Source organism: Bacillus sp. SIMBA_154 (assembly GCF_046536015.1).
GTDB lineage: Bacteria > Bacillota > Bacilli > Bacillales > Bacillaceae > Bacillus > Bacillus pumilus_P.
Map to the genome: position 1 here is coordinate 1 of NZ_JAWJBV010000521.1, position 247 is coordinate 247.

The 247-nt window shown below is 47.8% G+C and carries 1 protein-coding gene; it reads right to left on the reverse strand.

Annotated elements, in window-relative coordinates; genetic code table 11:
• A partial coding sequence (locus R0K30_RS22995) for a DNA cytosine methyltransferase (protein WP_410613286.1) occupies nt 1-220 on the reverse strand: 220 nt, incomplete at its 3' end.
• Between the last annotated feature and the right edge of the window lie 27 nt (nt 221-247).

The following is a 247-nucleotide window of genomic DNA, read 5'->3' on the forward strand; positions in this document are numbered from 1 at the left end:
GTGGTAAAAGCACCTTATTAGAAGCGGTGGGGCTGCTGCTGGCACCAAGCAAGCTTGAGCATTTTATGCTGGGAAAATCGCAGCAAGACGTTGCCATGCTTTGGCGTAATAACGAGCAAGGTGAACTGGCAAAGCTTCGTGCGCGTGACCTAGGGTTTTCAAAGCCTTGGCTTTTTCCTATAATGCTAAATGTCTGGCATGGAAAGCCCGCACAAAGCAAATCATGATCTGGAATACTTTTTGCGTC